At 46.0% G+C, this 261-nt stretch carries 1 protein-coding gene; it reads left to right on the forward strand.

Features of this window, described 5'->3' with window-relative positions; genetic code table 11:
- Positions 1 to 261: zinc-binding dehydrogenase (locus tag ACTHS3_RS18120; RefSeq protein WP_440368813.1), on the forward strand; the 261-nt coding region annotated here is incomplete at both ends.

Here is a 261-nt window from a genome sequence, read left to right on the forward strand (position 1 = left end):
GGTATTGGTGCGGTACATAATACGGCAAAAGTGCAAGAAGGTGACTCTGTTGCCGTGTTTGGCTTGGGGGCGATTGGTTTGGCGGTGGTGCAAGGTGCGCGTCAAGCCAAAGCCGGTCGCATTATCGCCATTGATACCAATCCCTCAAAATTTGAGTTGGCAAAACAGTTTGGTGCAACTGACTGTTTGAACCCGAACGATTACGATAAACCAATTAAAGATGTGTTGTTAGACATTAATAAATGGGGTATTGACCATACC

This window comes from Neisseria sp. P0009.S007 (assembly GCF_051962515.1).